The sequence below is a fragment of the Burkholderia sp. FW306-1C-G01B genome (assembly GCF_058781685.1).
In genome coordinates, this window is record NZ_JBYSWZ010000004.1 from 122,732 (window position 1) to 147,762 (window position 25,031).

A 25,031-nucleotide genomic window follows, 5' to 3' on the forward strand; every position below is an offset into this window, starting at 1 on the left:
CGATGAAAAACGAACACACCACGCTGCTCGTGATCGGCGGCGGCCCGGGGGGCTACGTCGCCGCGATCCGCGCCGGCCAGCTCGGCATTCCGACCGTGCTGGTCGAGCGCGACCGGCTCGGCGGCACCTGCCTGAACATCGGCTGCATTCCGTCGAAGGCGCTGATCCACGTGGCCGACGCATTCGAACAGGCCTGCGGCCAGGCCGGCGAAGGGGCGCTCGGGATCCGCGTGCGCACGCCCGAGATCGATATCGCGCAAAGCGTCGCGTGGAAGGACGGCATCGTCGACCGGCTGACGCGCGGCGTCGACGCGCTGCTCAAGAAGAACGGCGTGCGCGTGCTGCACGGCGACGCGCACGTGATCGACGGCAAGACTGTCGACGTCGTCGCCGGCGGCCACACGGCGCGGATCGGTTGCGAGCACCTGTTGCTCGCGACCGGTTCCGAACCGGTCGAACTGCCGTCGATGCCGTTCGGCGGGCATGTCGTGTCGTCCACCGAGGCGCTGTCGCCCACGACGTTGCCGAAGCGGCTGGTCGTCGTCGGGGCCGGGTATATCGGGCTCGAACTCGGGATCGTCTATCGCAAGCTCGGGGTCGACGTGAGCGTCGTCGAAGCGGCGGAGCGCGTATTGCCTGCGTACGATGCCGAACTCGCGAGGCCGGTTGCCGATTCGCTCGCGCGGCTCGGTGTCGGGCTGTGGCTCGGCCACAAGGTGCTCGGGCTCGCGGAGCACGGCGCGGTGCGCGTGCAGGCGGCCGACGGCGCCGAACGGACGCTGCCGGCCGATCGCGTGCTGGTCGCGGTCGGCCGCCGGCCGCGCGTCGACGGCTTCGGGCTCGAGGCGCTGCCGCTCGATCGTAACGGCCGGGCGCTGTGGATCGACGACGAATGCCGGACGTCAATGCGCAACGTGTGGGCGATCGGCGACGTCGCCGGCGAGCCGATGCTCGCGCATCGCGCGATGGCGCAGGGTGAGGTGGTCGCCGAGCTGATCGCCGGCCGGCGCCGCAAGTTCATGCCGGCATCGATCCCGGCCGTGTGCTTCACCGATCCCGAGATCGTGACGGCCGGCTGGTCGCCGGACGACGCCCGCGCGACCGGCGTCGATTGTCTGAGCGCGTCGTTTCCGTTCGCGGCGAACGGGCGCGCGATGACGCTGCAGGCAACCGAAGGTTTCGTTCGCGTCGTCGCGCGGCGCGACAACCACCTGATCGTCGGCTGGCAGGCCGTCGGGCGCGGGGTGTCGGAGCTGGCTGCGGCGTTCTCGCAGTCGCTGGAGATGGGCGCGCGGCTGGAAGACATCGGCGGCACGATCCATGCGCATCCAACGCTGGGCGAAGCGCTGCAGGAGGCGGCATTGCGTGCGCTGGGGCATGCGTTGCATGTTTGACGCGTCGTTCTGAAACGGAGGCGCCGGTGCGCAATGTGCGCATCGGCGGCTTTCAGGTTACTGCGCCGGTGTCTGCACCGAAGCCGATCCGAAACGGCTGCGCCCGCGCGGGGTTCGACGCGTCGCGCCTTCACTTCACGATAAAACGCGAAGACTTGATGCATGGAGTGGCCCGAAGCCGGCAGCATGACGCGGCCGATTCGAGATATGCAGCGAGCGCGGTCTGTAATTTCTAGAGATGCGGGAAGGTTGCCGGCGCAGGGTTGACCGACCATCATGTCGATAGCCGGAAACCGGGCCGCTCCCGGCCCGCCAACGCAGGCTCCACACGGAAGAACCGGACATGAAACTGCTGCTCGTCGGCGCGACCGGGCTCGTCGGGCGCCACGTCCTCGAAGTCGCGCTTGCCGATGCGCGGGTCGATCAGGTGGTCGTCCTCGCGCGCCGGCCGTTGTCGCCGCATCCGAAGATGCGCGCGCTGGAGGTCGATTTCGATCATCTGCCCGACGAGGCCGACTGGTGGCAGGCCGATGCCGTGATCTGCACGCTCGGCACCACGATGCGGGCCGCCGGCTCGCAGGCCGCATTCCGGCGCGTCGATCACGACTATCCGCTCGCGGTCGCGCGGCTCGCGCACCGGCACGGCACGCCGGCCTACGTGCTGAACTCGGCACTTGGCGCGGATTCCGCGTCGCGCATCTTCTACAACCGCGTCAAGGGCGAGGTCGAACACGCGCTGGCCGGCGTCGGGTTCGCGTCGCTCACTTATGTGCGGCCGGGCCTGATCGGCGGCAGCCGCGACGAGTTCAGGCTCGGCGAGCGGCTGCTGGCGTTCGCGTTGAACGTCGCCCGCCCCGTGTTGCCTGCGAAGTGGCGCGTGAATCCCGCGTCGCGGATTGCGCGCGCGCTGGTCGACGCCGCGATCGATGCGCGGCCGGGTGTGCAGGTCGTCGCATCGGATCGGCTCGTCTGAACCCGAACGGGCGGTGAGCCGCGGGCACCGCCGCGCGGCACGCGTCGGCTATTTGCCCGCGAAACCGTCGAGCCCGCCGAACTGTTCGGCGAGCGCTGCGGTGAATGCATCCAGCGCTTCGCTGCCGTCGCGGTTCCTCGGTGTCGCGAGCTGGAATTCGACCGGCAAGCTCGATGACGCCGGCGACGAAATCCTGACGCTTCAGACCGGGTAGGGCGTGCGCGAGCCGAATGCGTGATGTGCGCATCGGCCGACGCCCGACACATCGCGCGTTCTCAAAACTGCTTCGCCATGCAAACAGGCCTCGCGCGCAAGCGCGAAGCCTTTCATTCTTCAAACTCAAAACTTACGAAAAACCGGTCGGACACGTCCCGATCGTTCGAACAATTTCGAAAATAGACGGATATCGGGTAATCACCGATATCTCGCAAGTTGTATATACAAGATCATCCGCTGGCAATGTCGGCACACGTCGTGCCGCTTGCGCGCCAGCGTGCAAACCGTGCGTGCGTGGCGCATGCCGGCGATCCACGGCGCCCCGCACCCGAAGAGCCGAAAGGGCGGCTCGCAGATTCCTGTCTTTTCAAACCATTTGCGGTCCTGAGTATTGTGGAGATTTCCCCGTGTCAACGAATCCCAGTGGAAAAGCCGGCGGCCTGATCGAGGTTCGCTCGATCGACTTCATTCCCGACACCGAGCGCCACGGCGGGCTGCTGAGCCAGTTCACGCTGTGGCTGTCGGCCAACATGCAGATCACGGCCATCGTCACGGGTGCGCTCGCCGTCGTGCTCGGCGGCGACGTGTTCTGGTCGCTGGTCGCGCTGCTGCTCGGCCAGCTCGTCGGCGGCGCCGTGATGGCGCTGCACGGCGCGCAAGGGCCGCAGCTCGGGCTGCCGCAGATGATCTCGAGCCGCGTGCAGTTCGGCGTGTACGGCGCGATGATCCCGATCGTGCTCGTATGCCTGATGTATATCGGCTTTTCCGCCAGCGGCTCGGTGCTGGCCGGGCAGGCCGTCGCGCAGCTGCTGCATGTCGACGACGCGGCCGGCATCCTGCTGTTCGCGGCCGTGATCGTCGTGCTGACCGTGTTCGGTTATCGCGCGATCCACTTCGTCGGACGGATCGCGAGCGTGGTCGGCATCGTCGCGTTCGTCTACATGTTCTCGCAGCTGTTCGCGAACCACGACGTCGGCGCGCTGCTCGCGAACAGGCATTTCTCGCTCGCGAGCTTCCTGCTGTCGATGTCGCTGTCGGCGTCGTGGCAGATCGCGTTCGGCCCGTACGTCGCCGACTATTCGCGCTACCTGCCGCGCTCGACGTCGTCGGTCGCGACGTTTCTCGCGGTCGGCCTGGGCTCGGTGATCGGCGCGCAGGCGGCGATGGTGTTCGGCGTGTTCGCGGCCGCGCTGGCCGGCAGCCAGTTCGCGCACCATGAAGTGGCGTATATCGTCGGCCTCGGCTCGACGGGCGCCGTGGCCGCACTGCTGTACTTCAGCATCGCGTTCGGCAAGGTGACGGTGACGGCGCTCAACGCGTACGGCAGCTTCATGTCGATGGCGACGATCGTCAGCGGCTTTCGCGGCAAGGGTGCCGTGTCGTCGAAGAGCCGCCTCGTGTACATCTTCGGGATGATCTGCGTGTCGACGCTGATCGCGCTCGCGGGCCGCCATTCGTTCCTGAAGGAATTCACCGCGTTCATCCTGTTCCTGCTCGCGTTCTTCACGCCGTGGAGCGCGATCAACCTGGTCGACTACTACTGCTTCACGCGCTCGCGCTACGACGTGCCGGCGCTGTCCGATCCGGATGGCCGCTACGGCCGCTGGAACGCGATGGCGATCACGATCTACGTGGTCGGCATCCTCGTGCAGTTGCCGTTCATGTCGACGCACATCTACACGGGGCCGCTCGTCGACGCGCTCGGCGGCACCGACATCTCGTGGATCCTCGGCCTGATCGTGCCGGCCGTGCTGTATTACATCGGCGCGCGCGCGTCGCAACGCAGCATCCCCGAACGCCTGATCCTGCCGCTCGAACGCGGCGAAGTTCACCACTGACGACACGTCTCGCGCATCGGGCCGGCCGGCAACTGGCCTGAGCGTCGCGTCGAGCCGGGCGCTCCCTGCGCCGGGCTCTCCTGCACATTCCCTTTCCGGCGATGCCGGTGCGGCGCTACCGCCGCGCCCGGCATCGTTTCATTCTCGTTCAATAAAATAGTATGACTAAGCAAATGAAATGCCGCGGGAACGCTTCCCCGGTACGGCCGCCGCATGCCGTTCTTCGGATGACGGTCGCAGCCGTGTGTCTTGGCGGCTCGGGAACCGCGTTCGCGCAGGACGGCGTCACGCTGTACGGCGTGATCGACGAATTCGCGCAGTACGTGAATACCGGCAACGGCTATACGGCGGCGATCGGCTCCGGCGGCCAGTGGGGCAGCCGGTTCGGGCTGAAGGGCGGTGAGGATATCGGCGGCGGGCAGAAAATCGAGTTCGCGCTGGAAAACGGCTTCAACCCGAACGACGGCTCGCTGGCGAGTTCGGGCAGCATGTTCAACCGTCAGGCGTGGGTCGGCATCGCGGGGCAGTGGGGCAAGGTGCGCGCGGGCCGGCAGAATTCGCCGCTGTTCAACGACCAGGGCGGGCAGGATGCGTTCGGCGGCGTCACGCAGGCATCGGGCATGGACAACCTGACCGTGTTCGCGTTCCGCACGAGCAATACGCTGTCGTACCAGAGCCCGGAGATCGCCGGCTTCCAGGGCGGGCTGTATTTCGGGTTCGGCGATGCGGGCGGCGCGCGCTCGGCAGGCTCCAGCCAGCAGTTCGACCTGACCTACGAACACGGGCCGTTCGCGGCGTTCGTCGCGGGCCAGTGGCTGAAGAACGCGACGGCGACCACGACCGATCGCACGATCATGGCCGGCGCGTCGTATGCGATCGGCAAGGCGACGGTCTACGGTGGTTTCTCCGCGGTGAAGTGGGCCGACCTCGGAATCGATTCGCGCGTGTACGGGCTGTCGGTCAAGTACCAGTTCAACCCGGCCAACTATGTCGCGCTCGGTTACGCGTATCTGCACGACCAGTCGTCGCAGGGCAACGACGCGGACCAGCTCGGGCTGATGTACGAGTACGACCTGTCGAAGCGCACGAGCTTCTACGGCGCACTGTCATACCTGCGCAACCGGAACCAGGCTGGCTACACGCTCGCGGGCGCGGCGAACCCCGGCCTGCCGCTCGCGTATCCGGGCGCGAACGCGCGAGGCGTGCAGCTCGGCATCGTGCATCGCTTCTGACGTTGTCGATGCGCCGGGCCGTGTACGCCCGGCGCTTTCCCCGGGCGCGTTCGCGCCGCTACTTCCCCAGCCGCTCCGCGAGCGAATAGCGCTGCATGCAGCGCTCCATCGCGTCGAGAAACGCGTGCTCGGCCGCGTTCATCTTGCGGTCGCGATGCCACAGCAGGAACACGTCGACATCGACGAGCCCGTCGTCGGGCGGCAGCCGCCACAGCCGCTGCTGCGCGATATCGTCGCGCACGATGTGCTCGGGCAGGCAGCCGATCCCGTAGCCCGCGAAGATCAGCCGCCGCACTTCCTCGAGGCTCGGCGACGACGCGACGATGCGCCCCGTGAAACCCTTCTGGTCGCGAAACACGGTGAGCGGCGACAGGCTGTCGCCGATCTGGTCGCTCGTGAACGACACGAAATTCTCCGCGAGCAGATCGTCCATCCGCAGTTGCGTCTGCCCGAACAGCCGGTGATGGCGGCCGCAATAGATCGCATAACGCTGGCGCAGGAAGCAGCGCATCTCCAGCTTGTCGTGCGGCGTGCGGCACAGGCCGAGCCCGGCCGTGGCCGTCTTCTGCAGCAGCGACGAAAGAATGTCCGACGAGCGCATCACTTCGATCTGCAGGTCGATGCGCGGATACGCGCGATGGAAGTCCGCGAGGAATTCGTCGTAGACGGGCGATTCGATGCGGCTCACCGTCAGCAGCCGGATCGAACCGGTCAGGTCGGCCGTGCTGTCGTCGATTTCCGTTTCGAGGCGCGAGATGCCGCCGTAAATGTCGCTCGCGATCCGGTACACGGCTTCGCCGGCCGGCGTCGGCGCGAAGTGCGCGCCGCGCCGCTCGATCAGCCGGCGCTCGAGCGTGTCCTCGAGCCGCCGCAATGCCTGGCTCACGGCCGGCTGCGTCACATGCAGGCGCGCGGCCGCGCGGCTCACGCTGCGCTCCTGCATGATCACCAGGTAGGTGCGCAGCAGGTTCCAGTCGAGACGGTCGTTCAGGAACGGGGCGAGGTCGGGGCGCATCGGGTCTCCGGGCGAGGCGTCGGGGTGAACATTAGTTAAATTTATACGGCGAATAATAACTCGAAATTTGACTAATGATTTGCGGTCGCCGATAAAGGAGGGGTGCCGCAGCGTGCGGCGCGAGGCCGCGACAGACGGCCGTCACCACGATATTGCGTGTCGCCCGCAACGCGGCGCGCATCAGGAGCCCGCATGACCCAGTCCCTTCCTTCCGCCCGCCAGCCGGGACGCGCCGCGACGGCCGCGTTCATCGGCACGATGATCGAGTGGTACGACTTCTACATCTACGCGACCGCCGCCGCGCTCGTGTTCGGCGAACTCTATTTCCCGTCGCACGACCCGTTCGTCAGCACGATGGCGTCGTTCGCGACGTTCGCGGTCGGCTTCTTCGCGCGGCCGCTCGGCGGTGTCATCTTCGGCCATCTCGGCGACCGTATCGGCCGCAAGAAGGCGCTGATGACGACGCTGATGATGATGGGCGTGGCGACCGTCTGCGTCGGCTTGCTGCCCGACTATTCGAAGGTCGGCATGCTCGCGCCGGTGCTGCTCGTCGTGCTGCGCGTCGTGCAGGGGATCGCGGTCGGCGGCGAATGGGGCGGCGCGGTGCTGATGGCGGGCGAGCATGCGCCGCAGGGGCGCCGCACGTTCTTCGCGTCGTTCGCGCAGCTCGGCAGCCCGGCCGGGCTGATCCTGTCGCTGATCGCGTTCCGCGCGGTCACGTCGATGGACAAGGCCGACTTCCTCGCATGGGGCTGGCGCCTGCCGTTTCTCGCGAGCGCGGTGCTGCTCGTGGTCGGCATCCTGATCCGGCTCGGCGTGAACGAGTCGCCGGAATTCGCACGCGTGAAGGAAGCGAACCGCACGGTGAAGCTGCCGGTCGCCGAAGTGTTCCGTTCCGCGTCGGGGCTCGTGGCCCTGTGCATCGGCGCGAACACGATCGGGATCGCGGGCGTCTATTTCACGAACACGTTCATGATCGCGTACACGACGCAGTACGTCGGCGTATCGCGCTCGCTGATCCTCGACAGCCTGTTCGCGGTCGCGATCATCCAGTTCGTCGCGCAGCCGATCGCCGCATGGATCGCCGAGCGGATCGGCGGCGCGCGCTTTCTGAAGCTCGCGGCGCTGCTCGCGATGCTGTCGCCGTATCCGATGTTCATGCTCGTGCAGGGCGGCACGTCCGCGTCGCTCGTCGCGGGCATCGCGCTCGCGGTCGTATGCATGGCCGGTTTCTATTCGGTGATCGCGGGCTTCGTGAGCGACGTGTTTCCCGCGCATGTGCGCTATTCGGCGATCTCGCTCGCTTATCAAATCTGCGGCGCGATCGCGGGCGGCCTGACGCCGCTCGTCGGCACATGGCTCGCGCATCGCTTCACGGGTCAGTGGTGGCCGCTCGCGGTGTTCTACTCATGTCTCGCCGGCATCTCGCTGCTCTGCATCGTCGCGCTCGATGCGCGCCGGGCCGCGCAGCCGGCCGCCGCCGAAGCGCTCGGCTCGCATTGAACCTGCAAGAACGAATTCATCCGGAGTGCAAATGAAAGACCTGTTGGAAATCGACGGCGCACGTCTGTGGCAGAGCCTGGCCGACATGGCGTGCGTCGGCGCGACGCCGCGCGGCGGCGTGCGGCGCCTCGCGCTCACCGACGACGACCGCCGCGGGCGCGACCTGTTCGCGCAATGGTGCCGCGACGCGGGGATGACGGTGAGCGTCGACGCAGCCGGCAACCTGTTTGCACGGCGCGACGGCACCGATGCGCAGGCCGCGCCGGTGCTGATCGGCAGCCATCTCGATACGCAGCCCGAAGGCGGCCGATTCGACGGCGTGTACGGCGTGCTTGCCGCGCTCGAACTCGCGCGCACGCTGAACGATGCCGGCATCGCGACCGACAAGCCGCTGGAAATCGTGTCGTGGACCAACGAGGAAGGCGCGCGCTTCGCGCCGGCGATGCTCGGGTCGGCCGTGTTCACGGGCGCGTTGCCGCTCGCCGACGCACTGGCGAAGCAGGACGCCGACGGCGTCACGCTCGGCGCGGCACTCGACGCATGCGGCTATCGCGGTACGCGCGCGACGGGTGGCGCCGTCGATGCGTATTTCGAAGCGCATATCGAGCAGGGGCCCGTGCTCGAGGCGAACGGCACGACGATCGGCATCGTCACGGGCGGGCAGGCGATCCGCTGGCTCGACGTGACGGTAACGGGCATCGCCGCGCACGCGGGCACGACGCCGATGCCGTATCGCAAGGACGCATATTTCGCGAGCGCGCAGATCGCGCTCGAACTCGAACGGATCGTCGCCGGCTACGCGCCGCGCGGGCTCGCGACGATCGGGCAGGTCGGCATCCGCAACGCGTCGCGCAACACCATTGCCGGCGACGTGACGTTCACGGTCGACCTGCGCCATCACGACGATGCCGAAGTCGATGCGATGGAGCGCGACCTGCGCGATGCGTGCGCGCGCGTCGCCGCCGCGCGCGGCGTGCAGGTCGCGATCGATACCTGCTGGCGCAGCCCGGCGACGCCGTTCGATCGCGACTGCGTCGAGCTGGTCGCGCAGGCGGCGGCCGCGTTCGGCTACACGAACGAGCGGATCGTCAGCGGCGCCGGCCACGACGCGATCCTGCTCGCGCGCCGCTTCCCGACCGCGATGGTGTTCATCCCGTGCGTCGACGGCCTGTCGCACAACGAAGCCGAGGATGCATTGCCCGACGACGTGACGCGCGGCACAAACGTGCTGCTCCATGCGGTGCTGGCGCGCGCCGGCGTCGCGGCGCGCGTCGAAGCGGCGACCACCACGCACGATGCATGACGCGGCGAACCGACGAGGACGAACGATGAAAACCTATTTCCATCCCGAACAACTGCTGCACCATCCGCGCAGCTACCTGTCGCGCGGGCAGATGCGCGAACCGCAGGAAGTGCCCGAGCGCGCGGCGCGGCTCGTCACGGCCGTGCGGTCGCTTGACTTCGACGTGCGCGAGCCGGCCGACCGCGGCACCGCGCCGATCGCGGCCGTGCACGACATGAACTACCTGCGCTTTCTCGAGGACGCGCACCGCGACTGGAAGCAGATGCCCGACGACTGGGGCGACGAAGTGATGTCGAACGTGTTCGTGCGCGATCCGAACCCGCTGCGCGGCATACTCGCGAAAGCCGCGCGCTACCTCGCCGACGGCAGCTGCCCGGTCGGCGCGAACACGTGGCGCGCCGCGTACTGGTCCGCACAGGGGGCGCTCGCAGCCGCGGCCGACGTCAACGACGGCGTGCGCGAGGCCTACGCGCTGTGCCGGCCGCCCGGCCATCATGCGCGTCGCGACGCGGCCGGCGGCTTCTGCTACCTGAACAATGCGGCGATTGCCGCACAATCGCTGCTCGGCCGCCATCGCCGGGTCGCGATCCTCGACACCGACATGCATCACGGGCAGGGCGTGCAGGAGATCTTCTACGGCCGCGACGACGTGCTGTACGTATCGATTCATGGCGATCCGACCAACTTCTATCCGGTCGTCGCCGGCTACGAGGAAGAGACGGGCGCGGGGGCGGGCGACGGCTTCAACCTCAACCTGCCGATGCCGCACGGCGCGCCGGAGTCGGTGTTCTTCGAGCGGCTCGACGATGCGCTGCGCGCGCTCGCGCGGTTCCAGCCCGATGCGCTCGTGCTCGCGCTCGGCTTCGACATCTACAAGGACGATCCGCAATCGCAGGTCGCCGTCACGACCGACGGTTTCGGGCGGCTCGGCGGCACGATCGGCGCGCTCGGCCTGCCGACGGTGATCGTGCAGGAGGGCGGTTATCACCTCGACAGCCTCGACGCGAACGCGCGTGCGTTCTTCGGCGGGTTCGCCGGCGCGCGCTGACGCAGCCGCGCCGGATTGCGTGCGCCGCCGGCGCGAGTCGGGTCGCGATTACGAATTCGCGGTGGCCGGTGCGTGGCGACGCTGCGCCATCTGCAGCATGACGAGCGCGAGTCCGGCCGCAGCGATCAGCCCGCCGACGAGCGGCACGGCCGCATAGCCGAAGCCGGCCGAGATTGCCGCGCCGCCGGCTGCCGCGCCGACCGCGTTGCCGAGGTTGAACGCGCCGATGTTGACGGCCGACGCGAGGCCAGGTGCCTCGTGAGCCGCACGCATCACGCGCATCTGCAGCGGCGGCACGACCGCGAACGTCGCGATACCCCACACGAGCAGCGTGACGGCGGCGCCGGCATGCGTGCTCGCGAGCAGCGGGAACGCGGCCATCGTCGCGATCAGCAGCAGCAGGAAACCGACCAGCGTGCCGTCGAGCGAGCGGTCGGCCAGGCGGCCGCCCGCGATGTTGCCGATCGAGAAGCCGACGCCGATCAGCACGAGCATCGCGGTCACGAAGCCGGGCGTCGCGCCGGTCAGGTGTTCGAGCGTCGGCGCGACATACGTGTAGAGCGTGAACATCGCACCGGCGCCGAGCACCGTCGTCCCGAGCGCACCGAGCACGACCGGGCGCGTCAGCACCGACAGTTCGGCGCGCAGGTCGGGCATCTTGCCGGCTTCGCCCTTCGGCAGCGCGGCGAACAGGCCGGCGATCGCGATCAGGCCGAGGCCCGCGGTCGCCGCGAACGACATGCGCCAGCCGATGATCTGGCCGAGCCAGGTCGCGGCCGGCACGCCGCCGACGTTCGCGATCGTGAGACCCATGAACATCGTCGCGACCGCGCTGGCCTGCTTGTCGCGCGGCACGAGGCTGGCCGCGACCACCGAGCCGAGCCCGAAGAACGCGCCGTGGTTGAGGCTCGTCACGAGGCGGGCGAGCAGCAGCGTCGTGTAGCCCGGCGCGACGGCCGACAGCAGGTTGCCGATCGTGAAGATCGACATCAGCGCGATCAGTGCCGAGCGGCGCGACCAGCGCGCGAGCAGCAGCGTCATCAGCGGGGCGCCGACCATCACGCCGATCGCATAGGCGCTGATCAGCATGCCGGCCTGCGGGATCGACACGTGCACGCCGTCCGCGATCACGGGCAGCAGGCCCATCGGCGAGAACTCGGTCGTGCCGATGCCGAACGCGCCGGCGGCGAGCGCCAGCAGCGGCAGCGCGGCGCTGCCGCCCGGGCGGGAAGGAGAGGAAGTCGTGGTGTTCACGCGGTGGGCTCCTGTAATCGAGGGACAACGGCACGGAGCCGTTGACGACAGCGCGAAGTGTGCCTGCATTACTTTTGCGGAAAAAGCCGCATGCGGACGAAATTATCTTGATTCCATGTCAACAATGCGGAGCGCGTCCCGCGTGTGCGCGAGGCCCGCGGGCGGCGATCCGGCGGGGCGTGCGAACGGAGGAGTCTGTTTTCGAAAGATTGTCGTAACGAGAAGGGCGCGGCATCCGGTTGGGGGATCGTGATCCGGCGGTGGTTCGCGGCGGATCGACGCTCGTTCCGCGCGGCGATCCGGGAGCCGGCCGGCGACTGCGCAGCAGCGTGTGCCCGGGGAGATCGAACGGGGCGTTCATGCGTTGGCTACAACCCGGCGCGGGCATCGCGTCGCGGCCCCAAAACCCTTTGCCGGCACGGCGCACAGGCAAAAAAGCCCCGGTCACAGGGGGCCGTGACCGGGGCGGAAACGCATCCTCTCTTTGGCACGAGGGGTGGATGCGCGCGAAGTATATTTCGGCACATGACAATTCGAAATGGCGTTAAACGGCCGTTTTTGGTGTCAATTTAAAAATACGGGCACAGGGATGTCCGTCGTCATCGCTTAAAAAGATTTTTCGCGGGCGCGATGCCGCTGTTTAGCGCGTTGCAACGGCTGAACGTCGATTTGACGGAGGGTGGAATCCGTTTGCTGGCCGGCGGCGCGAATCGCACCGCTCGAGCGCTTGCCGCGCCTGACCGGTATCCGGTACCGGGTCAATCCGGTGCGCCGGCCGCCTCGCGCACGGCCGCGAGAAACCGTGCGACGACGGGCGACGGTACCGCCGCCGCGCCGTCGAACACGAACTCGATATCGAAGCGGCTCGCTAGCTCGTCGAGCGCGACGAGCCGAACCGTGCGCGGGCAGGTCGGCGACGCGCTTTCCGGCACGAACGCACAGCCCATTCCGGCCGCGACGAGGCCGATCAGCGTCGGGATGTCGCTGCCGACCTGCGCGATGCGTGGCGTGAAGCCGGCCTGCCGGCACTGCGCCATCAGGAACCGGTGGTGCGCGGCGGAGCGCTGTGCGTCGAACCAGACGAACGGCTCGTTCGCGACGTCGGCCAGCGTGCGCGGCGCGTTGAAGCGTCCGCCGGGCGGCGCGGGCATCGCGAGCACGAAACGGTCGCTCAGCAGCCGCACGCCGGACAGGTGCGGCGCCTCGTCGCGACGCCACGCCATGATCCCGCCATCGAGCTGGCCGCGCACCAGCGCGCTCGCCTGTTCGGCCGACAGCATCGGCGCGATCGACAGCTTCACGTCCGGGCACGCGTCGCGAAACGCCTTGAGCACGTTCGCGACGACGGGCAGCGGCAGGCAGTTCGGCAGCGCGCCGAGCCGCAGTTCGCCGAGCTGGCCGGCCGCACTGCGCAGCGCGCGTTCGCGGCTGTCCTGCAGCGTCGCGAGCAGGCCGGTCGCATCCCGCAGGAAGCTCGCGCCGGCCGCGGTGAGCGTGACGCCGGTGGTGCGGCGGATCAGCAGCGGCGTGCCGATCGCGTCCTCGAGTTCGCGGATCTGCCGCGACAGCGCGGGCTGGACGATGCCGGCCGCGCGGGCGCCGGCCATCACGCTGCCGGCTTGCGCGACGGCCACGAAGTAACGCAGGTGACGCAGTTCGATCTGGCGCATGCGAAGCCCGTTCCGGTTCGTTGATATGCCTGTGAAGCATAGCAAATGCCATTCGATGGTATTGGAAAGCATGGCGCGCGTGCCGTACGATGACCGTCGTTGCCGCACTCGTTCGCGAGTCGCGTGCGTTCCCTCCGTTCCGATCGTGTCCCGCCCCATGCCGCTTCATATCCCGACCCCTTATATCCGCTCGCAAATCGCATCCCGCCGGCTCGGCAGGACCATCCGGCTGAAGCTCGATGCGCTGCAGCCGTCGGGCTCGTTCAAGCTGCGTGGCATCGGCGCCGTCTGCGAAGCGCGGCACGCGGCCGGCGCGCGGCGGTTCGTGTCGTCGTCGGGCGGCAACGCGGGTATCGCGGTCGCGTATTGCGGGCGCGAACTCGGCGTGCCGGTGCTGGTCGTCGTGCCGGAAAGCGCGTCGGCCCGCGCGCGCGAGCTGATTCGCGTCGAGGGGGCGGAGCTGGTCGTGCACGGTGCGAGCTGGGCCGAGGCGAACGCGTTCGCGCAGTCGGCGCTCGGCGAGCACGACGCGTTCGTGCATCCGTTCGACGACCGCGTGCTGTGGCAGGGCCACGCGACGATGATCGACGAGATGGCGGCCGTCGGCCCGAAGCCCGACGCGGTCGTGCTCGCGGTCGGCGGCGGCGGGCTGCTGTGCGGCGTGCTGGAAGGGCTGGCGCGTAACGGCTGGCACGACGTGCCGGTCGTCGCGGCCGAAACGGAAGGCGCCGACTGCTATGCGCGCTCGGTCGCGCAGGGGCGTCCGGTCGAATTGCCGGCGATCGCGAGCATTGCGACGACGCTCGGCGCGAAGCGGCCGTGCGACGCGGCGGTCGAATGGGCGACGCGGCACGAGATCCATCCCGTCGTCGTGTCCGATGTGGACGCGGTGGCCGCGTCGCTGCGGTTCCTGGACGAACACCGGATCGTCGTCGAGCCCGCGTGCGGTGCCGCGCTGGCCGCGCTCGAGCGGCCGGTGCCGGTGCTTGCGTCGGCATCGGACATCGCCGTGATCGTCTGCGGCGGCGTGACGGCGACCGTCGAGCATCTGCAGACGCTGCGCGCGACGTTGCGGTAAGCGGGGAAGCCGCCACGCGGGTTGGTCGGGCGACGGAAGGACGGTCGTCGATTTCGGCGACCGCGGGCATCGGCTATGCAGCGCTTGCCGCGACGCGTCGACGTCACGTTCCGGTTATCGCAACGGCGAAAACGCGGCCGGCAGGCAGCCGGGCGCGCGGAAATTCCTGGGGGATGACGGGGATGCGTATCGTCGCGCTGCGCCGGATGCGGCCGGGCGCGACGATACGGAGGGCCGGTCAGGACGGCCGGTCAGTGCGCGGCCGGTGCGCTCGCGCCGGACGGCGCGGATGACGCGACGGGGTTCGCAGTGGCGGGGGCGGGCGTTTTGTTCGCCGGCGCAGTCGAGACGCTCGACGGCGTGGATACCGATGCGGGTGTGGACGTGGCGGACGCAGGCGCCGGCACGACGGCCGATGCCTGCGTTGCGGCGGCCGGTGCCGAAACGGCGGGCGTCGATGCCGCACCGGCAGGCGGCGACGCCGTGCCGGAAGCCGGTGCAGGCGCGGAAACCGGTGCGGGAGCCGAAGCCGGAGCAGGCGCCGATACTGCCGCCGAACCGGACGCCGCCACTGGCGCGGCCGCGCGCATCGCCGCCGGCGCGACAACGGCCGACGCCGCGGCCGGCACGGCGTTCGCGCCCGACCCCGGCGCGACACCCGGCACCGAAAGCGGCACCGGCGCCGCGGGCGGCGTCGGCACGACCGGCGTCGTCATCTTCAGCGGTTCGCCCTGCGGCGTCGGCGCGGGTTCGGGCAGCGGCGTGACGGCTTCCTTCTCGGCGGCCTTCACGGTGGCGCGGTCGCGGCGGGCCGGGTCGATCTTCAGGAAATGGTCGACGAGATTGAAGAAGCGCTCGTAGAACACGCCGGCGGGAATCGTCTCGCTCGCGGTCTTGACGAGCGCATCGTCGCTCGACCCGATCGGCAGCGACAGCGAGCCGAACACGCTGAGGCCGACGCTGGCCGACGTATTCGACTTCTTCAGCGTGTAGCGGTCCTGCACTGCGTTCACGTACGCAATGCTCGACGAGCCGTCCGCGGTCGCGTCCGCGCACACCACGTGAAACTCGATCACGACGTGCATGTCGTTGTTCGGCTGGAAATTCTTGCTGCCGTCGACCGCGTCGTTGCGCGACGACGACACCACATAACCCTGGCTCAACAGCGCGCGCCGCGCGGCCTCGCAGGCCGCGTCGGATTTCGAGTGGAACGTATGCGCATACGGGCTGGTCGCCGCGTCGAACTGTTCCTGCTGGTAGATCGGCTTGGGCGGCGACGAGCACGCCGCCAGCACGGTCGCGGCCGCGAGCGCGCACGAAACGGAAAACAGGCGAAATCGGTTGTGCATGGCGTCTTTCAGAAGGCTCGGCGAGATGCCGCGCGGGGTTGCGCGCGTCGCGCGGCAACCGGATGGCGGCCGTCGCGCAAGGGCGGGGCCGGCAATGGGCGCGTGGCAATCTCGGATGGCCGGGGCGTCATTATAGTTTCGTTTGATGTCGCGTTCGCTTCCGGAGCTGTTTCCGCCCATGACAGTTTCGGCGAACCGTTACCGGCGAGAACGATCGCGAACCGGCGCTAGCCGGCCGGCGACGGCCGCGCGGAAGCCAGCAATCGCGACGTCAGCGGATGATGTTCGCCGCGCCGCGAGCGGATTGCGTGGATCTCCTCGGTCACGTCGCCCGCGCGCCCGAGCCGCCTGAGGCCGCGCAGCAGCGACGCGTCGTTCGCGCCGAGTTCGCTCAGCGGGAACACGCCGAGGCCGCGCGCCGCGAACACGGCCATCAGCGCGCTGTCCTCGAATTCCCCGGCCACGCGCGGCACGATCCGTTCGCCTTCCAGCCACAGGTCGAGGCGCGCACGCAGCGCCGAATGCGCGGTCGGCAGCAGCACGGGCAGGTCGGCCAGGCATTGCGGAAAGCGTTGCCGCGCGGCCGGCGTGACGAGTGCCGCGGGGCCATACCAGTCGACCGGCGACGCGACGAGCCGCTCGCTCGTCACGCGCAGGTTCGAACCGGACGGCGCGCCCTGGCCGGCCAGCACGAGATCGAGATGATGCAGCGCGAGTTCCGCGAGCAGCGCATCGTGCTCGCCCTCGTGACACAGCAGCCGCAGCGTGGGCGTGTCGAGCACGGGCGCGAGGATCGCATGCGCGGCGAGCTTGGAGATGCCGTCCGCGAGGCCGACCGCGAGCCGCACGGTCGGCTGGCTGGCCGCCGCGCGCACTTCGTCCGGAATCAGGCGCCCCATCTCGAAAATGACCTCCGCGCGCGCATACGCGGCCTGGCCCGCGTCGGTCATCGCGACGCCGCGCCCGGCTGGCCGCAGCAACTGGTGCCCGAGCGATTTCTCGAGTTCGCGCACCTGCGCGCTGATCGTCTGCACGGCCATGTCGAGCCGCCCGGCCGCGCGCGCGAAGCCGCCTTCCTTCACGACGACCCAGAAATAGTACAGATGTCGGAAATTGAGCATCGGATCGAAACTTCGTAAAAACCGAACTTAAAATCAGATTCTCTCTGATTTTTTCGAAGCCTGGGTCGGAATATCATCGGGCTTTCCACTTTCGTATCGGCCCATTTCATGGACTACCTGCTGACGCTTGCCGTCGATCCCGCCGTCTGGGCCGCGCTCCTGACGCTCGTCGTGATGGAAGTCGTGCTCGGCATCGACAACCTGATCTTCATCTCGATCCTCAGCAACAAGCTGCCCGAAGCGCAGCGTGCCCGCACGCAGCGCCTCGGCATCGCGCTCGCGCTGGTGATGCGCCTCGCGCTGCTCGGCAGCGTCGCGTGGATCGCGAGCCTCACCGAACCCGTGTTCACGCTCTTCGACCACGCGTTCTCGTGGCGCGACATGATCCTGCTGTCGGGCGGCCTGTTCCTCGTGTGGAAGGCGACCACCGAGATCCATCACCACGTGTCGCACGACGTTGACGGCGACGGCGGTTCCGGCGGCGCGGCCGGCCTGACGATGTGGGCCGCGATCGGCCAGATCGTGATGCTCGACATCGTGTTCTCGATCGACAGCATCGTGACCGCGATCGGCATGACCGAGCACGTCCCGATCATGTTCGTCGCGGTGATCGTCGCCGTGTCCGTGATGCTGTTCGCTGCGCAGCCGCTCGCACGCTTCATCGACCGTAACCCGACCATCGTGATGCTGGCGCTGTCGTTCCTGGTCGTGATCGGCATGACGCTGATCGCCGAAGGCTTCGGTTCGCACGTGCCGAAGGGTTACATCTACGCGGCGATGGCGTTCTCGGCTTTCGTCGAAGGCATGAACATGCTGGCGCGGCGCGCGAAGGCGAAGCGCGCGGCACGGGTGGAAGGCCGCTGAGCCGGCGCGCGGGATGCAGGCTGCCGCAACGGCCGGCTCGCGCGCCTTGATACGGAATTCGTCTGGAATTCGCAAGGAAAGGAGAAACGCGATGAAATGTCCTGTCTGCAAGACGCCCGACCTGCTGATGGCCGAGCGCCAGTCGATCGAGATCGACTACTGTCCGACGTGCCGCGGCGTGTGGCTCGATCGCGGCGAACTCGACAAGCTGATCGCACGCGAGGGCGGCGATGCGCCGGCGCGGCGCGACGAGCCGCCTGCTTCGCGCGACGCCCACGCCCACACCCACGCGTCGCGCGATCGCGATGGCTGGGGGCGCGACGGCCGCTCGCACGACGATCGTCACCGGCACGACGGCCAGCGCCGCCGCAAATCGATGTTCGACCTGTTCGATTTCGATTGAATCCGCATACGGCGCGCGCACGCGCGTCGCCGGTTGCAAAAAGGCCCCGCCGGGTATCGCGCCCGGCGGGGCCTTTTCATGCGTGTCGCAACATGTCGCGCGTCGGCGCGCCGACGCTTACGCGTTGCCTGCCGTCACGTCGATGCGGCGCGGGCGCGTTTCTTCGCGGCGCGGAATCGTCAGCGTCAGCACGCCGTCGCGCAGGTTCGCGTCGATCCTCGACGTGTCGAGATCGGGGCTCAGCACGAACGTACGCGCATAGCGCCGCGCGCGGACTTCGGCATGCCGCACGCGCAGGTCGGCCGGCGTGTCGATGTGCGTGTCGGCTTCGATCGTCAGCGTGTTGTCGTGCACCTTCACGTCGAGGTTCTCGCGCGGCACGCCGGGCAGGTCGGCCCGCAGCGTGACGCCGAGATTGTTCTCGACGATGTCGACGGCCGGCGTGATTGCGGGCCGTCGCGCGGCTTCCGCGGCAGCCGGGTGGGCAGTGGCGGTGTGGCGTTCGGCCAGGGTCGGGTTCGTGTTCATGTCGGTATCCTGAAGATTACTGAACGGTGATCGCACGCGGCTTCGATGCTTCGCGCCGGCCGACGCGAATCAGCAGGCAGCCGTTTTCGTAACGCGCGCTGACGTTGTCGGCGTCCGCATTCTGCGGCAGCTCGACGACGCGGCGGAACGTACCGTGAAAGCGCTCCTGCGCATATGTGCGCACGTCGTCGCTTTCGCCGCGCGGCGCCGGTTTGCGCTCGCCGCTGATCGTCAGCAGGTCCTTGTCGATCGACACGTCGAAATCGGCCGCGGCCATGCCGGGCGCGAACGCGACGATCTCGATCGCATCGTCGGTGGCGCCGACGTTGAGCGCGGGAAATGCGCCCGGCCGCACCGCACGGATGCCGGACGGGAGCTCGCCGAACAGGTTCGCCACCTGCCGCTGCACGCGGGCGAATTCGTCGAACAGGTCCTGGCCGTTATGGATACCGCTCATGATGGTCCTCCGGAACAGTGAACGCGGGAGACGCGACGGCGCGACGCCTGCGGCGGGCGCGACGGGTGGCTCCACTGGGTCGAAACGGGGGCAGTGCGTTTGCGTGGAGCACCGCCCGGCAACGCGTAATTAGTGGCCGCTGCAGCGCATTTCAAGAGGGAATCTGCAACTTGCGTCAACGCGTGCCCGTGCGATTCGATGCGACAATCGCCGCGATATCAGCAGACCAACGAGACGGGACAACCATGGACATTCGACGCATCGCGATCGTCGGCGCCGGCGTGATCGGCGCGAGCTGGGCCGCTTTCTATCTGACGCAGGGCTTCGACGTCGTCGCGACCGATCCGGCGCCGCAAGCCGACGCGCGGCTGCGCGACGCGTTGGCCGCGTTTCTCGGCGACCGGGCCGCCGAACTTTGCGCGCGGCTGTCGTTCGATGCCGATCTCGTGCGCGCGCTCGACGGCGTCGACTTCGTGCAGGAGAACGGCCCGGAACGGCTCGACCTGAAGCGTGCGCTGTACCGGCAGATGGACGACGTGCTGCCCGCGCACGTGCCGATCGCGTCGAGTTCGTCGGGCCTGAAGATGTCGGACATCCAGACCGCGTGCGAAAAGCATCCGGAACGCTGCCTGATCGCGCATCCGTTCAACCCGCCGCACCTGATTCCGCTCGTCGAGCTGGTCGGCGGCGACGCGACCGGCCAGGACGTGATCGCGCGCGTGAAGGATTTCTACGATGCGCTCGGCAAACAGACGATCGTCCTCAACAAGGAGATGACCGGCCACGTCGCGAACCGGCTCGCGGCCGCGCTGTTCCGCGAGGTGTATCACCTCGTCGGCGAAGGCGTCGTGAGCGTGGCCGATGCGGACAAGGCGGTCGCATGGGGCCCTGGCTTGCGCTGGGGGCTGATGGGGCAGTGCCTGACCTATCACCTCGGCGGCGGCGCGAGCGGGATCGCGCACTTCCTCGAACACCTGTCGGGGCCGATCACGAGCTGGTGGGACGACCTCGGCACGCCTTCGTTCGATCCGGACGTCGACCGCAAGCTGACCGACGAATTGCGCGCGATCCAGGGCGAGCATTCGATGCAGGAACTGGCGGCAGAGCGCGACCGGCTGCTCGTCGAGCTGATCGACGCGCGGCGCCGCAGCTTTCTGCCCTGACCGCGTCGCAGCGCCGGGTATCGGTCGGGCGCGCTCGGCTACTGCTGCGCTGCCGTTTGCCGTGCCTGCGGCGTCTGGGCAAGCCACGAGGGGCTCGCGGCCTGCACGAGTTCGCGGTTGCGCGCGCGCGTCGCGGCGCTCGGCGGATAGTTGCCGTCGTTCGTCGGCAGTTCGCCGTCGAGATAGGCTTGCTTCAACTGGGCGATGACTTCCGCGCGTGTCAGGCCCTGTCCGGGCGCGGCGGCATCGGTCTGGGCGAAGGCGGGGGAAAGCAGGGCGGCGGCTGTGGTCGCGACGGCGAATCGCAAGACGTTCATGGTGCGCTCCGGTCAAGGGGACGGGACACCGGATGCGCGCGGCGGCTTGCCGTGCGTTCCGATGCGTCCCATTGTCGCGAGCGGGTGCTGCGCGGACGATGACGTGTTCCGGGCAAAGCTGTCAGTTGCGGGCACGGCCGCGCATGCGTGTCGCCCGCCGTCGCTGCTGTTGCCGCTACAACTCCGCCGCTGCCGCGATCAGCGTGGCTTCGAGCGCGAGCGTCGAGCGCGACGCGGCCGCCGGCCGGTCGATCACGTATTCGAGTTCGCCGAGTTCGGGCAGGCCCGCGTCGAGCCGCGCGAGCCCGGCCGGGATCACGTAGCCGGCGAACGCGCTGACGCCGAGCCCCGCGCTTGCGGCCGCGCGCAGTACCGCGATGCTGCTGCTCACCACCGCGATCCGGTAAGGCCGGCCGATCGCGTCGAGCGTTTCGAGCACGCGGCGCCGCGACACGCTCGGCTCCGGATGCAATGCGAGCGGCAGCACGGCCTCGTGGCCGGTGATCCGCGAATCGGGGCCGGTGCACCAGTACAGCGGCTCGCTGCGGATTACGCGGCCGCGTCGGCTGCCCGCGATGCGCTTCGCGAACACGAGATCGTGCCTGCCTTCGTCGAGTGCGTCGAACAGATCGCCCGACAGCCCGGTCGAGATCGCGAGCTCGACTTCCGGATTGCGCTGCACGAAGCTCGCGAGCGCGGACGTCAGGTGCGTCGATGCGAAATCCTCCGACATCGCAAGCCGCACCTTGCCCGACAGCGGCGGCCCGCACACCGACGTGACGGCTTCGTCCATCAGTTCGAGGATGCGCACCGCGTAGCGGAACAGCGCGTCGCCGTGCTGCGACAGGTGAACGTTGCGCGTGTCGCGCTCGAACAGCGGCCGGTCGAGCAGCTCCTCGAGGCGGCGGATGTGCTGGCTGACGGTCGACTGCGACAGGTTCACGCGCTCGGACGCGGCGGTGAAGCTGCCGGACTGGGCGACGGCGACGAAGCTGCGCAGCAGCTCGGGCGGTAACGGACGCATTGCTAAATCCACTGAATCGGTTTCGACAACTTCATAAATGGCCGGATATTGCGGCGCTAGTATCGGATCACGCCCCGGTGCGGCCCGTGTAACGGGACGAACCGGACGCGTGGCCCGCGTCGTGCCGGCGGCTGCATCGGTCAGTCTACGGCATCCGGCGTCCGGCCCGAAACCGCATCATCCCATCGACCGCCCGAGAACGCGCCCGCACGACGGGCCGCCGGGCCGCGGCGCACCGCCGCAGGAGACAGTCCGCGCACGGGATCGGCGTGCGGGCCCGCCTCCCGCACGCGTCAGGCGCCCGTCACGAAGAGACTGGAGACGACTCATGATTATCTACGGAACCGCGCTGCTGGCGTTCTGCCACCTGGCCGGACTGTTCCTCGGCGACCTGCTGGGCACGGCCATCGGCGTGAAGACCAACGTCGGCGGGGTCGGCATCGCGATGCTGCTGCTGATCTGCCTGCGCCTGTGGCTGCACCGGCGCGGCTGGCTGCCGAAGGAGACCGAGGCCGGCGTCGGCTTCTGGGGCGCGATGTACATCCCGGTCGTCGTCGCGATGGCCGCGAACCAGAACGTCGTCGCTGCGCTGAAGGGCGGCCCGGTCGCGCTGCTGGCCGCCGTCGGCGCGGTCGCGATCTGCGCATGCTGCATCGCGGTACTCGTGCGCATGGGGCGCGACGACACGGCCTTCGCGGGCGTGCCGCAATTCGAAGAACAGTAACGGAGGCCGCCATGCTGCAGATGCTCGAAAAAGTCGTCGCCCACAACGGGCTCGTCGCGTCGTTCGCGCTGGTCGGCCTGATCATGTGGCTGTCGTCGATCGCGTCGCGCAAGCTCACGTTCGGCCGCGTGCACGGCTCCGCGATCGCGATCGTGATCGGTCTCGCGCTCGCGTATGTCGGCGGCGCGTTCACCGGCGGCGCGAAGGGACTCGCCGACGTGCCGCTGTTCGCGGGCGTCGGCCTGATGGGCGGCGCGATGCTGCGCGATTTCGCGATCGTCGCGACCGCGTTCGAAGTGCAGCCGACCGAGGCGCGCAAGGCCGGGCTCGTCGGCGTCGTGTCGCTGCTGCTCGGCACCGTGCTGCCGTTCATCGTCGGCGCGTGCATCGCGCGCGCGTTCGGCTATACCGACGCGGTCAGCATGACGACGATCGGCGCGGGCGCCGTCACGTACATCGTCGGGCCCGTCACGGGCGCGGCGATCGGTGCGAGCTCCGACGTGATCGCGCTCAGCATCGCGACGGGGCTCGTGAAGGCGATCATCGTGATGGTCGGCACGCCGGTCGCTGCCAACTTCATGGGCCTGAAGACGCCGCGTTCCGCGATGATCTTCGGCGGCCTCGCGGGCACCGTCAGCGGCGTGAGCGCGGGGCTCGCCGCGACCGACCGCCGGCTCGTCCCGTACGGCGCGCTGGTCGCGACGTTCCATACGGGCGTCGGCTGCCTGCTCGGCCCGTCGGTGCTGTTCTTCACGACGCGCGCGCTGGTCGGCGGCTAGGCCGATGGATGCTGCCCGCACGCGGGCCGCATCCATCGCGGCGTCCTCTGAGTCGCATTCGTCAACATCATCAATCGGCGGCGGCGCCAGGCTTAGAATGCCGCTGAACCATCGAAGCGGGAGAACTGTTCATGACGGGATGGAATCACGCGCGGCAGGCGCGCGATGCACGCCTCGCGGCCGGCGCGGTTTACGCGCAAGGCAAGCGGGTCGATGCGCGCGACACCGTGGCGTTGCTCGAAGCGGTGCTGCGGCCGGGTGACCGCGTGTGCCTCGAAGGCGACAACCAGAAGCAGGCCGACCTGCTCGCGACGGCGCTCGCCGACGTCGACAGCGCGAAGGTGCACGACCTGCACATGGTGCAGTCGGGCGTCGTGCTGCCCGAGCATCTCGACGTGTTCGAGCGCGGCATCGCGAAGCGTCTCGACTTCGCGTATTCGGGCCCGCAGTCGCAGCGGATCGCGAAGCTGCTGTTCGGCGGCAAGATCGCGCTCGGCGCGGTGCACACCTATCTCGAGCTGTTCGCGCGCTACTTCATCGACCTCACGCCGCACGTCGCGCTGATCGCCGCGGTCAGCGCCGACCGCGACGGCAACCTGTATACGGGCCCGAACACCGAGGACACGCCGACCGTCGTCGAGGCCACCGCGTTCAAGGACGGCATCGTGATCGCGCAGGTCGACCGCATCGTCGACAAGGTGCCGCGCGTCGACATCCCCGGCGACCGCGTGCATTTCATCGTCGAGGCCGGCCGGCCGTTCTACGTCGAGCCGCTGTTCACGCGCGATCCGGCCGCGATCACCGAAACGCAGATCCTCACCGCGATGCTCGCGATCAAGGGCATCTACGAGCCGTACGGCATCAAGCGCCTGAACCACGGGATCGGCTTCAACACCGCCGCGATCGAGCTGCTGCTGCCGACCTACGGCGAGAAGCTCGGGCTGAAGGGCAAGGTCTGCACGCACTGGGCGCTCAATCCGCACCCGACGCTGATTCCGGCGATCGAATCGGGCTGGGTCGAGCAGGTCCACTGCTTCGGCTCCGAGGTCGGGATGGACGACTACATTCGCGCGCGTTCCGACGTGTGGTTCACGGGCCCGGACGGGTCGCTGCGCTCGAACCGCGCGTTCTGCCAGACGGCCGGCCTCTATGCGTGCGACATGTTCATCGGCTCGACGCTGCAGATCGATTTGTCCGGCCATTCGTCGACGGTCACGGCCGAGCGGATCGCCGGCTTCGGCGGCGCGCCGAACATGGGCAGCGACGCGCGCGGGCGGCGCCATCCGAGCGAGCCGTGGCTGAAGGCCGGCGCGCAAGCCGATCCCGACACGCCGGCGGCGCTGCGGCGCGGCCGCAAGCTCGTCGTGCAGATCGGCGAGACGTTCGGCGACAAGAACGTGCCGATGTTCGTCGAGAAGCTCGATGCGCTGAAGCTCGCCGACAAGCTGCAGCTCGATCTCGCGCCGATCATGGTCTATGGCGACGACGTCACGCACATCGTCACCGAGGAAGGGATCGCGAACCTGCTGATGTGCCGCGACAAGGACGAGCGCGAGCACGCGATCCGCGGCGTCGCCGGCTATACCGAGGTCGGCCGCGGCCGCGACCGGAAGATGGTCGAGCGGCTGCGCGAGCGCGGCGTGATCCGCCGCCCGGAGGATCTCGGCATCGATCCGCTCGACGCCGACCGCCGCTGGCTCGCCGCGCGCTCGATCAAGGATCTCGTGCACTGGTCGGGCGGGCTCTATGCGCCGCCGGCCCGGTTCCGCAACTGGTGA

The 25,031-nt window shown here is 68.7% G+C and carries 23 protein-coding genes; 14 read left to right on the top strand and 9 right to left on the bottom strand.

Features of this window, described 5'->3' with window-relative positions; all coding sequences use genetic code 11:
* The first annotated feature begins 2 nt into the window (after positions 1 to 2).
* From lpdA to AC3WLY_RS10085, 4 genes are all read left to right on the top strand, one after another.
* The gene (lpdA, locus tag AC3WLY_RS10070; protein WP_310135031.1) at positions 3 to 1,394 is read left to right on the top strand and encodes a dihydrolipoyl dehydrogenase; all 1,392 of its coding nucleotides are present in this window, start codon (positions 3 to 5) and stop codon (positions 1,392 to 1,394) included.
* A 343-nt stretch (positions 1,395 to 1,737) separates the two neighbouring features.
* Entirely contained in the window at positions 1,738 to 2,367 is a 630-nt protein-coding gene (locus AC3WLY_RS10075) for an NAD(P)H-binding protein (protein ID WP_492308573.1), read from the top strand.
* Positions 2,368 to 2,990: 623 nt separating this feature from the next.
* The gene (locus AC3WLY_RS10080; RefSeq protein ID WP_175962394.1) at positions 2,991 to 4,421 is read left to right on the top strand and encodes a purine-cytosine permease family protein; all 1,431 of its coding nucleotides are present in this window, start codon (positions 2,991 to 2,993) and stop codon (positions 4,419 to 4,421) included.
* A 227-nt stretch (positions 4,422 to 4,648) separates the two neighbouring features.
* Positions 4,649 to 5,653, top strand: a complete 1,005-nt coding sequence (locus AC3WLY_RS10085; RefSeq protein WP_492308572.1) for a porin — start codon at positions 4,649 to 4,651, stop codon at positions 5,651 to 5,653.
* 58 nt (positions 5,654 to 5,711) lie between these two features.
* On the opposite strand, the gene AC3WLY_RS10090 is transcribed toward AC3WLY_RS10085, so the two are convergent.
* Positions 5,712 to 6,668, bottom strand: coding sequence for a LysR family transcriptional regulator (locus AC3WLY_RS10090; protein ID WP_114176621.1), 957 nt, complete (start codon positions 6,666 to 6,668; stop codon positions 5,712 to 5,714).
* Between the two features lie 192 nt (positions 6,669 to 6,860).
* Here AC3WLY_RS10090 and AC3WLY_RS10095 point away from each other — a divergent pair, with 192 nt between their 5' ends.
* Genes AC3WLY_RS10095 through AC3WLY_RS10105 form a run of 3 tightly spaced genes read left to right on the top strand, consistent with a single transcriptional unit; the run spans position 6,861 to position 10,522 of the window.
* Positions 6,861 to 8,171, top strand: a complete 1,311-nt coding sequence (locus AC3WLY_RS10095) for an MFS transporter (protein WP_072435904.1) — start codon at positions 6,861 to 6,863, stop codon at positions 8,169 to 8,171.
* A 31-nt stretch (positions 8,172 to 8,202) separates the two neighbouring features.
* Positions 8,203 to 9,474: a Zn-dependent hydrolase gene (locus tag AC3WLY_RS10100; protein WP_175962397.1), complete on the top strand. Its 1,272-nt coding sequence runs from the start codon at positions 8,203 to 8,205 to the stop codon at positions 9,472 to 9,474.
* 25 nt (positions 9,475 to 9,499) lie between these two features.
* Positions 9,500 to 10,522, top strand: a complete 1,023-nt coding sequence (locus AC3WLY_RS10105) for a histone deacetylase family protein (RefSeq protein WP_175962398.1) — start codon at positions 9,500 to 9,502, stop codon at positions 10,520 to 10,522.
* A gap of 48 nt (positions 10,523 to 10,570) precedes the next feature.
* Here AC3WLY_RS10105 and AC3WLY_RS10110 read toward each other — a convergent pair whose 3' ends face one another.
* Positions 10,571 to 11,776: an MFS transporter gene (locus AC3WLY_RS10110; protein WP_492308571.1), complete on the bottom strand. Its 1,206-nt coding sequence runs from the start codon at positions 11,774 to 11,776 to the stop codon at positions 10,571 to 10,573.
* Positions 11,777 to 12,534: 758 nt separating this feature from the next.
* A complete protein-coding gene (locus AC3WLY_RS10115) occupies positions 12,535 to 13,446 on the bottom strand; it encodes a LysR family transcriptional regulator (protein ID WP_492308570.1) in 912 nt (303 codons plus the stop codon).
* Between the two features lie 157 nt (positions 13,447 to 13,603).
* Between AC3WLY_RS10115 and AC3WLY_RS10120 the strand changes: the two genes are divergently transcribed.
* Positions 13,604 to 14,524, top strand: a complete 921-nt coding sequence (locus AC3WLY_RS10120; protein WP_492308569.1) for a pyridoxal-phosphate dependent enzyme — start codon at positions 13,604 to 13,606, stop codon at positions 14,522 to 14,524.
* A 251-nt stretch (positions 14,525 to 14,775) separates the two neighbouring features.
* Here AC3WLY_RS10120 and AC3WLY_RS10125 read toward each other — a convergent pair whose 3' ends face one another.
* Together AC3WLY_RS10125 and AC3WLY_RS10130 are read right to left on the bottom strand one after the other, a co-directional pair.
* Positions 14,776 to 15,873 (bottom strand): DUF2242 domain-containing protein, encoded by a 1,098-nt coding sequence (locus AC3WLY_RS10125; RefSeq protein WP_492308568.1) that lies wholly within the window; start codon positions 15,871 to 15,873, stop codon positions 14,776 to 14,778.
* A 227-nt stretch (positions 15,874 to 16,100) separates the two neighbouring features.
* Complete coding sequence (locus AC3WLY_RS10130; RefSeq protein WP_072435897.1) at positions 16,101 to 16,994, bottom strand: LysR family transcriptional regulator; 894 nt, start codon at positions 16,992 to 16,994, stop codon at positions 16,101 to 16,103.
* Between the two features lie 108 nt (positions 16,995 to 17,102).
* Between AC3WLY_RS10130 and AC3WLY_RS10135 the strand changes: the two genes are divergently transcribed.
* Positions 17,103 to 17,858 (top strand): TerC family protein, encoded by a 756-nt coding sequence (locus AC3WLY_RS10135; RefSeq protein WP_492308567.1) that lies wholly within the window; start codon positions 17,103 to 17,105, stop codon positions 17,856 to 17,858.
* 91 nt (positions 17,859 to 17,949) lie between these two features.
* The gene (locus AC3WLY_RS10140) at positions 17,950 to 18,261 is read left to right on the top strand and encodes a zf-TFIIB domain-containing protein (RefSeq protein WP_310134993.1); all 312 of its coding nucleotides are present in this window, start codon (positions 17,950 to 17,952) and stop codon (positions 18,259 to 18,261) included.
* A 117-nt stretch (positions 18,262 to 18,378) separates the two neighbouring features.
* Here AC3WLY_RS10140 and AC3WLY_RS10145 read toward each other — a convergent pair whose 3' ends face one another.
* Together AC3WLY_RS10145 and AC3WLY_RS10150 are read right to left on the bottom strand one after the other, a co-directional pair.
* Entirely contained in the window at positions 18,379 to 18,789 is a 411-nt protein-coding gene (locus tag AC3WLY_RS10145; protein ID WP_310134990.1) for an Hsp20 family protein, read from the bottom strand.
* Positions 18,790 to 18,805: 16 nt separating this feature from the next.
* Positions 18,806 to 19,246 (bottom strand): Hsp20/alpha crystallin family protein, encoded by a 441-nt coding sequence (locus AC3WLY_RS10150; protein ID WP_175962406.1) that lies wholly within the window; start codon positions 19,244 to 19,246, stop codon positions 18,806 to 18,808.
* 245 nt (positions 19,247 to 19,491) lie between these two features.
* Between AC3WLY_RS10150 and AC3WLY_RS10155 the strand changes: the two genes are divergently transcribed.
* Entirely contained in the window at positions 19,492 to 20,409 is a 918-nt protein-coding gene (locus AC3WLY_RS10155) for a 3-hydroxyacyl-CoA dehydrogenase NAD-binding domain-containing protein (protein WP_492308566.1), read from the top strand.
* A gap of 38 nt (positions 20,410 to 20,447) precedes the next feature.
* Here AC3WLY_RS10155 and AC3WLY_RS10160 read toward each other — a convergent pair whose 3' ends face one another.
* Positions 20,448 to 20,726, bottom strand: a complete 279-nt coding sequence (locus AC3WLY_RS10160) for a DUF4148 domain-containing protein (RefSeq protein WP_492308565.1) — start codon at positions 20,724 to 20,726, stop codon at positions 20,448 to 20,450.
* 175 nt (positions 20,727 to 20,901) lie between these two features.
* Positions 20,902 to 21,750, bottom strand: a complete 849-nt coding sequence (locus tag AC3WLY_RS10165) for a LysR substrate-binding domain-containing protein (protein ID WP_072435890.1) — start codon at positions 21,748 to 21,750, stop codon at positions 20,902 to 20,904.
* Between the two features lie 328 nt (positions 21,751 to 22,078).
* Here AC3WLY_RS10165 and madL point away from each other — a divergent pair, with 328 nt between their 5' ends.
* The 3 genes from madL to mdcA all read left to right on the top strand — a co-directional run bounded on the left by madL (position 22,079) and on the right by mdcA (position 25,031).
* Positions 22,079 to 22,474, top strand: coding sequence for a malonate transporter subunit MadL (gene madL / locus AC3WLY_RS10170; RefSeq protein ID WP_034183253.1), 396 nt, complete (start codon positions 22,079 to 22,081; stop codon positions 22,472 to 22,474).
* Positions 22,475 to 22,485: 11 nt separating this feature from the next.
* On the top strand, positions 22,486 to 23,253 hold the full coding sequence (gene madM / locus AC3WLY_RS10175; protein ID WP_175962409.1) for a malonate transporter subunit MadM: 768 nt from the start codon (positions 22,486 to 22,488) through the stop codon (positions 23,251 to 23,253).
* 131 nt (positions 23,254 to 23,384) lie between these two features.
* On the top strand, positions 23,385 to 25,031 hold the full coding sequence (mdcA, locus tag AC3WLY_RS10180; RefSeq protein ID WP_492308564.1) for a malonate decarboxylase subunit alpha: 1,647 nt from the start codon (positions 23,385 to 23,387) through the stop codon (positions 25,029 to 25,031).

What these genes read in the sequence shown, in the direction of transcription:
- AC3WLY_RS10155 (WP_492308566.1), top strand. Translation starts at nt 19,492, where the DNA reads ATGGACATTCGACGCATCGCGATCGTCGGCGCCGGCGTGATCGGCGCG.
- AC3WLY_RS10115 (WP_492308570.1), bottom strand. Translation starts at nt 13,446, where the DNA reads ATGCGCCAGATCGAACTGCGTCACCTGCGTTACTTCGTGGCCGTCGCG.
- AC3WLY_RS10150 (WP_175962406.1), bottom strand. Translation starts at nt 19,246, where the DNA reads ATGAGCGGTATCCATAACGGCCAGGACCTGTTCGACGAATTCGCCCGC.
- mdcA (WP_492308564.1), top strand. Translation starts at nt 23,385, where the DNA reads ATGACGGGATGGAATCACGCGCGGCAGGCGCGCGATGCACGCCTCGCG.
- AC3WLY_RS10160 (WP_492308565.1), bottom strand. Translation starts at nt 20,726, where the DNA reads ATGAACGTCTTGCGATTCGCCGTCGCGACCACAGCCGCCGCCCTGCTT.
- AC3WLY_RS10095 (WP_072435904.1), top strand. Translation starts at nt 6,861, where the DNA reads ATGACCCAGTCCCTTCCTTCCGCCCGCCAGCCGGGACGCGCCGCGACG.
- madL (WP_034183253.1), top strand. Translation starts at nt 22,079, where the DNA reads ATGATTATCTACGGAACCGCGCTGCTGGCGTTCTGCCACCTGGCCGGA.
- AC3WLY_RS10125 (WP_492308568.1), bottom strand. Translation starts at nt 15,873, where the DNA reads ATGCACAACCGATTTCGCCTGTTTTCCGTTTCGTGCGCGCTCGCGGCC.
- AC3WLY_RS10130 (WP_072435897.1), bottom strand. Translation starts at nt 16,994, where the DNA reads ATGCTCAATTTCCGACATCTGTACTATTTCTGGGTCGTCGTGAAGGAA.
- AC3WLY_RS10090 (WP_114176621.1), bottom strand. Translation starts at nt 6,668, where the DNA reads ATGCGCCCCGACCTCGCCCCGTTCCTGAACGACCGTCTCGACTGGAAC.
- AC3WLY_RS10105 (WP_175962398.1), top strand. Translation starts at nt 9,500, where the DNA reads ATGAAAACCTATTTCCATCCCGAACAACTGCTGCACCATCCGCGCAGC.
- AC3WLY_RS10145 (WP_310134990.1), bottom strand. Translation starts at nt 18,789, where the DNA reads ATGAACACGAACCCGACCCTGGCCGAACGCCACACCGCCACTGCCCAC.
- AC3WLY_RS10100 (WP_175962397.1), top strand. Translation starts at nt 8,203, where the DNA reads ATGAAAGACCTGTTGGAAATCGACGGCGCACGTCTGTGGCAGAGCCTG.
- AC3WLY_RS10075 (WP_492308573.1), top strand. Translation starts at nt 1,738, where the DNA reads ATGAAACTGCTGCTCGTCGGCGCGACCGGGCTCGTCGGGCGCCACGTC.
- AC3WLY_RS10140 (WP_310134993.1), top strand. Translation starts at nt 17,950, where the DNA reads ATGAAATGTCCTGTCTGCAAGACGCCCGACCTGCTGATGGCCGAGCGC.
- lpdA (WP_310135031.1), top strand. Translation starts at nt 3, where the DNA reads ATGAAAAACGAACACACCACGCTGCTCGTGATCGGCGGCGGCCCGGGG.
- AC3WLY_RS10135 (WP_492308567.1), top strand. Translation starts at nt 17,103, where the DNA reads ATGGACTACCTGCTGACGCTTGCCGTCGATCCCGCCGTCTGGGCCGCG.
- AC3WLY_RS10120 (WP_492308569.1), top strand. Translation starts at nt 13,604, where the DNA reads ATGCCGCTTCATATCCCGACCCCTTATATCCGCTCGCAAATCGCATCC.
- AC3WLY_RS10085 (WP_492308572.1), top strand. Translation starts at nt 4,649, where the DNA reads ATGACGGTCGCAGCCGTGTGTCTTGGCGGCTCGGGAACCGCGTTCGCG.
- madM (WP_175962409.1), top strand. Translation starts at nt 22,486, where the DNA reads ATGCTGCAGATGCTCGAAAAAGTCGTCGCCCACAACGGGCTCGTCGCG.
- AC3WLY_RS10165 (WP_072435890.1), bottom strand. Translation starts at nt 21,750, where the DNA reads ATGCGTCCGTTACCGCCCGAGCTGCTGCGCAGCTTCGTCGCCGTCGCC.